General features: G+C 60.2%; 5 protein-coding genes and 4 pseudogenes. 3 read left to right on the top strand and 6 right to left on the bottom strand.

The window, feature by feature from the left end; all coding sequences use genetic code 11:
* Both AC1DS3_RS35365 and AC1DS3_RS35360 read left to right on the top strand, forming a co-directional pair.
* Positions 1–121 (top strand): annotated as a pseudogene (locus tag AC1DS3_RS35365) (IS630-like element ISCARN39 family transposase); the annotation flags it as partial.
* Positions 122–527: 406 nt separating this feature from the next.
* Entirely contained in the window at positions 528–773 is a 246-nt protein-coding gene (locus AC1DS3_RS35360) for a hypothetical protein (protein WP_441639779.1), read from the top strand.
* 105 nt (positions 774–878) lie between these two features.
* On the opposite strand, the pseudogene AC1DS3_RS35355 reads toward AC1DS3_RS35360, so the two are convergent.
* Both AC1DS3_RS35355 and AC1DS3_RS35350 read right to left on the bottom strand, forming a co-directional pair.
* Positions 879–1,073 (bottom strand): annotated as a pseudogene (locus AC1DS3_RS35355) (divalent metal cation transporter); the annotation flags it as partial.
* Positions 1,074–1,191: 118 nt separating this feature from the next.
* Positions 1,192–1,469: pseudogene (locus AC1DS3_RS35350) on the bottom strand (DUF1488 family protein).
* Positions 1,470–2,723: 1,254 nt separating this feature from the next.
* Here AC1DS3_RS35350 and AC1DS3_RS35345 point away from each other — a divergent pair.
* Positions 2,724–2,957: pseudogene (locus AC1DS3_RS35345) on the top strand (transposase); the annotation flags it as partial.
* 44 nt (positions 2,958–3,001) lie between these two features.
* On the opposite strand, the gene rmuC reads toward AC1DS3_RS35345, so the two are convergent.
* From rmuC to AC1DS3_RS35325, 4 genes are all read right to left on the bottom strand, one after another.
* Positions 3,002–3,424: a DNA recombination protein RmuC gene (rmuC, locus tag AC1DS3_RS35340; protein WP_441639778.1), complete on the bottom strand. Its 423-nt coding sequence runs from the start codon at positions 3,422–3,424 to the stop codon at positions 3,002–3,004.
* On the bottom strand, positions 3,363–4,172 hold the full coding sequence (locus tag AC1DS3_RS35335; protein WP_441639777.1) for a hypothetical protein: 810 nt from the start codon (positions 4,170–4,172) through the stop codon (positions 3,363–3,365). The genes rmuC and AC1DS3_RS35335 overlap by 62 nt, the downstream gene beginning before the upstream one ends.
* Before the next feature lie 74 nt (positions 4,173–4,246).
* The gene (locus AC1DS3_RS35330) at positions 4,247–4,429 is read right to left on the bottom strand and encodes a hypothetical protein (protein ID WP_441639831.1); all 183 of its coding nucleotides are present in this window, start codon (positions 4,427–4,429) and stop codon (positions 4,247–4,249) included.
* A gap of 123 nt (positions 4,430–4,552) precedes the next feature.
* On the bottom strand, positions 4,553–4,747 hold a 195-nt coding region (locus tag AC1DS3_RS35325; RefSeq protein WP_477129011.1), incomplete at its 5' end, for a hypothetical protein.

Genomic DNA, 4,747 nt, shown 5'->3' with positions numbered 1-4,747 from the left:
GGCCAACTTCTGCCCACACTCGCTCACCGAACTCAAAACGACCGCCCGCAATCGGCTGCGCAGCGCACAGCAACGCGCTAGCATCATTGCCGCGTGCTGGAAGCAGGCCGAGTTGTGGTGATGTCATCATTTATACAAGGATCAATAGCAGGCTGCTGGTGAGATAGGGGCTGACGAAGCCAACGTCGTCCACGTCGACCTTAGCGGTCCCGCGATCTCATATAGCCGCGCGTCATAAGCCCGATAAGAAAACTGTCTGCTGCGATGYGCCGGCGTGGCGCTTACGGGCCTATGCTATGGGGAAGGTGCCCGGGTGACTGACCGGCGCGACGTGTTCTCCGATGGGGCCTGCACGGAGGGCGGGCTGGTAGCGCGTTGGCTGGCCAGGAATTAGTGTGAATTATTGCGTAGCAATAATTATTGGCGCTAGATTTCGAGTGATCGAGAGGTGGCATGCGGCCCGAAGCGGGGCACGCAGCTTGCCCCCTTTCATAAACGCGGCATTCCGCCGCGCCATGGAGAGCACGATGGGACAGCAACAGCAACCCGGCCAAGGCCAGCAAGACCAAAGTAAGCAACAGCAGCAATCCGGTCAGCAAGGTGGCCAGTCCGGCAGCCAAGACCAGAAGGGCGGCCAACAACAGCAACAGGATCGTGGCCAAGGCCAACAAGGCGGCCAGCACGACAAGCAAGGRCAACAAGGCCAACGGACCGACCAGGCTGGGCAGCAGAACCAGCAAGGCCAGAAGGGTGGCCAGCAAGGCCAGCGCTAATTACCGGCTGGCATAAAGGCTAAAAGCTCGCGGCGGTATGGATTGCCGCCGCTAGGCGCCGCCTCCGCGTACATGCGTGGAGGCGGCTTTTTGCTTGATGAGCGGCAGTACCAGACCGACCACGGCGTATAGCAGCCATGCCGGATAGTGCCGCCGGATGTTGGTGGCCAGCCCGTGTCCGCTCACCCGCCCGATCCTCGGGCTGACTACCTCGATGCCGATCATCAGCGGATAGGTGAAGAGCACCGTCCACAGCATGTTGAAGCCGAACTGCGCGCCCGCCTGTGAATAGGTGGCGATACCGCTGGGATCATCGTCGGCGGCACCGGTAATCAGTCCCGGGCCGAGCTAGCCGAGCCAGAATCCGGCTGAGTCATTGGCGGAATCATCGGCTGGAGCTTTGGTGGTGGTTTCCATGTCAGGCACCATCGTCTGCGCAATGCACCGCTTTCAGCAGAGCATGGTTCTGGCGCTCGTTGGCATAGCGGTTCCTGGCGAGTTCGAGGATCTGGTCGCGGCGYGGTCGAAGGCCGCCAGCACTTTGGGCTCAGCCGAGCCCATTGCCAGTTCGAGATTCGCGAGCACGGCGTCATTGACCAGGAATGTGACTTCGCGCGCATTGTCGTAACCCCAGAACMATACGCAGTGCTTGGCTGCATCGAAGCTTCGGCTCGGGTTGGGAAAATTCAATGCCATGTTGCACCTCGGTTGACCGGGCACCGTGGTACCCGGAAAGTTGTCGCCCAAGATGCCGCAAGGAATGGTAGGGCCTGAGAGGAGACGCCACGATCGTGGCGAAACCCCGATCCGCTTGTCAGCCGCTTGCACACGCTATAGCGCCTTGGTGATGGTGCAGTCTGGAACTACTGCGTGCAGGTACCCTCGCGAAGATCCGCTATCTGCTTGCTCTGCGGATCAAATTGACCGGGTTGTGCGGTCTTGCGAGCCTCGTCGGGTTGTTCGGGCCGACGTCTTGCCGGTGCTGGCGGATGCCGCGTCCGGGCCGTAGGTGTGGTCATATAGTTCATAAGCGCCAAACGCTTGTTTGATAGGTCAGCTATTAATGATAGGCCCTGGAGCCGGCCTACCCAACAAGCGTTACTCGACAGTGTGAGGACGCCGGCGCGATGACTTGCCGGGCGGCACCGGTCAGGTGGCCGCCAGCGCCTTGTCGGTGGCGCCGTCGCGGTCGCTCATGAGAAACAATCAGGAGAGCCCCATGTTTCAAGGGATTTACGCGGCTGGGGTGATCTGGAAACCGAGGGCAGTCGCGCGGCGCCGGAGCGCGACTGCCCTCGGTTTCCAGATCACCCTAACCGTTCCGCTAGCTTTGAAAGCCGTCTGATTGTTTCTCATGAGCCTACTGAAGCTACGTGTACCGCACCGCACGGGGGCGCGTCAGCAGAAATTGCGGCTGCTTGTGGCAAGGCTGCCCAACAAGGATTGATGGATTGATTGCTCAACGTGCTCGGCGCGGCACTTTTGTGCCATGTAAGAAACGGTGTTTTCTGTCCGCTTGCCTCGCTGCGAGTAACACTCCTGCTGCTCTTCTTGGTCGGACCGTGCTGTTATCTGGTATCCCTTTGATTTCGATGCAATCTACTGAGGTAGCTGCCCCTAGCATTCATGCGGGGTTCCGGCTGGTGCCCACAAGGAATGCCCATGAAATCAATCACTTGCTGACTGGTCTGTTCGCCGTATCCACAGATATGCCGATCGGAGCAGGGGCCTAGTGGCGGGGGCGGGGCGATAAGCCTCCGAAAAGCTGAGTCGCGGCCGACGGATGACCCCAAGCTCTCGCCGGCCGGAGGATGTATGCCGCGGATGGCGACGAACGACCGGAGCGGCGGTGGGGTGTGACGCTCCTTCTTTGCGTGAAGGACGGCAGGTCAGTCTTACGCCCCGATAGTCTTGTCAGCGGAATTGGTGTCCGATGCCACCGCGGCATTGCTGGTCAGGGGCGTTCCGCTTTGGCAACGCGACCTGCGGGCACTCATACAGCCACTACTGTTGCCACCGAAAGCTCGGCGCGCCCGCAATCCCGGGCGCAAGCCGCTGGACGATACGGCCGTGCTCACGGGCATTCTTTTCGTCCTGAAGTCCGGCATTCCCTAGGAGATGCTGCCCCAGGAAATCGGTTGTGGCGCCGGCATGAGTTGCTGGCGACGTCTGCGCACAAGGCAGAAGGTCGTGTTCGCGACTGGGCGGATATTTCTGAGGCATCGAAATTAGGCGTTCCCAGCCAAACTATTGGGCTCGCTAGGCGACGCCGAAGGAAGTTCCGCAAAGGGCGGCACAATGATCTCGTCATCGGCGTGAGCGCCCTCAACCAACGCGGAGGGCAAGTTCTTCCCCGGCTTCACCCCCAAGGCACGCAACATCTCAGCTTGCCGAATCGCATTTCCCTTGCCGGTGGCCAGCTTGCTATGGGCATCGTCATACGCTGCCTTTGCCTGCCCCAGCTTCTCGCCAACCTTTTGCAGATCGCCAACAAATCCGCATAGCTTGTCGTACAGCTCAGCGCCACGTTTCGCGATGTCCTGCGCATTTCTGCTCTGATACTCCTGGCGCCAAAGGTGAGCAACGGTTCTAACGACGAAGAGCAGCGTAGACGGGCTGACAAGCAGAACGCTCTTTTGCCAAGCGTCCATGAAGAGTTCGCTGTCGTTGGTTACCGCGACCATGAATGCTGGCTCGATGGGTATCCGAGTCCACTCCAAGCATCGCGAATGGCAGATCGGCAGCCACTTTGTCGAACCCTTCGATTACCAGCATCTGGTTGCGCGTCCTCATGGCCACGCATTCTGTCCAGCCGCTGGCGATGTCGGTCAACGTGAGGGTGTGGACGAAGTCACCGTCGGTCTTCGGGCCGCCACAGTGTTCGACCATGTCGATCTCGAAGTAGCCGGGTGGYGGATCGCGCCAGTCGGCGAAGGTGCGTACCGGGATGCTGCGTCGGATGGCCGAGCCGACGCCTTTGCGGCGTTTGCGCTGCCCGTCGATGTGTGAACGCGTAGCGGCCAACATGCGATCGATGGTCGCCGCGCTGACTTGAAAGAGCTTGGCCTTGATGACCGGATCCAGGTCCAGATGGCCGTGCCGTTCCATGGCATCAACCAACGTCGGGATCAACGCCTTCAGGCGCTTGCCGCAGACCCTGTCGGCCGCTTCCCACAACACCGTCAACGCCTGGCGAACTGCCTCGTCGTACAGCCGGTCGCGGTCGCGCGTCGCCTTCGTCGCCGCGGACGCCACCTGCTGCCGCAGCAGCCGGATGGCGTGCTTGCGGTGATACCCAGTCAGGGCCACGAACTCATCGAGAATCGTGATCCGGTCACCGAACGCCGCGCTGCGATACCGCACTCGCAGCGCTTCGAGCAACTCCTTGCGTGTCGTCATGCTGATTTGCCTCGTCACGTTGTGCTGCTCCCGCCGGACAATCCGACTGGTAGCAAACTACGTGAGGCAACAGGTCAGCACGGGTTGCAGTTCTGATGAGTCAATGCGCCGGCCAAGATGTTTGTCGGTAAACCGGACATCCTGCTTGACGCTATCCACGCGCTGATGCCCAGGCGTTCCGCCGCGCGCCAACGCGCCAGACGTCCATCCAACACGGCCTGAATGGCCTTAAGCCGGTCCAGTTCACGCATGCTCATGGTGATGGTTCCTTGCCCATGCATGGCTGGCTCCCGTGTACGAAGGAAAGCTGGTCAGGATAGGCCGCTAAAGTCGCTAGGTGACATTTCTATTTGGCTCAGAGGTGACATTACTAATTGGGGCTAACATTTATTGTCCAGGCTAAATTCAAATGTCCTCCCGGTGGCTAGCAGGCTGCTGAAGTACTCGCCGCACACACGGTATGCTTTCCGCCCGAGCAGGTGAGCACTGCTTGATTTCACAATCCGGAAACTACGCGCCCCGGAATCGAGTTTTTCGGCTGTTGGGCGCCCATTTCCAGCTTTCTTTGCCCGCTT

This window comes from Cupriavidus sp. 01L46, from assembly GCF_056399905.1.
The sequence above is the reverse complement of the archived record's forward strand: the minus strand, read 5'-3'. Positions and strand labels throughout refer to the sequence as shown.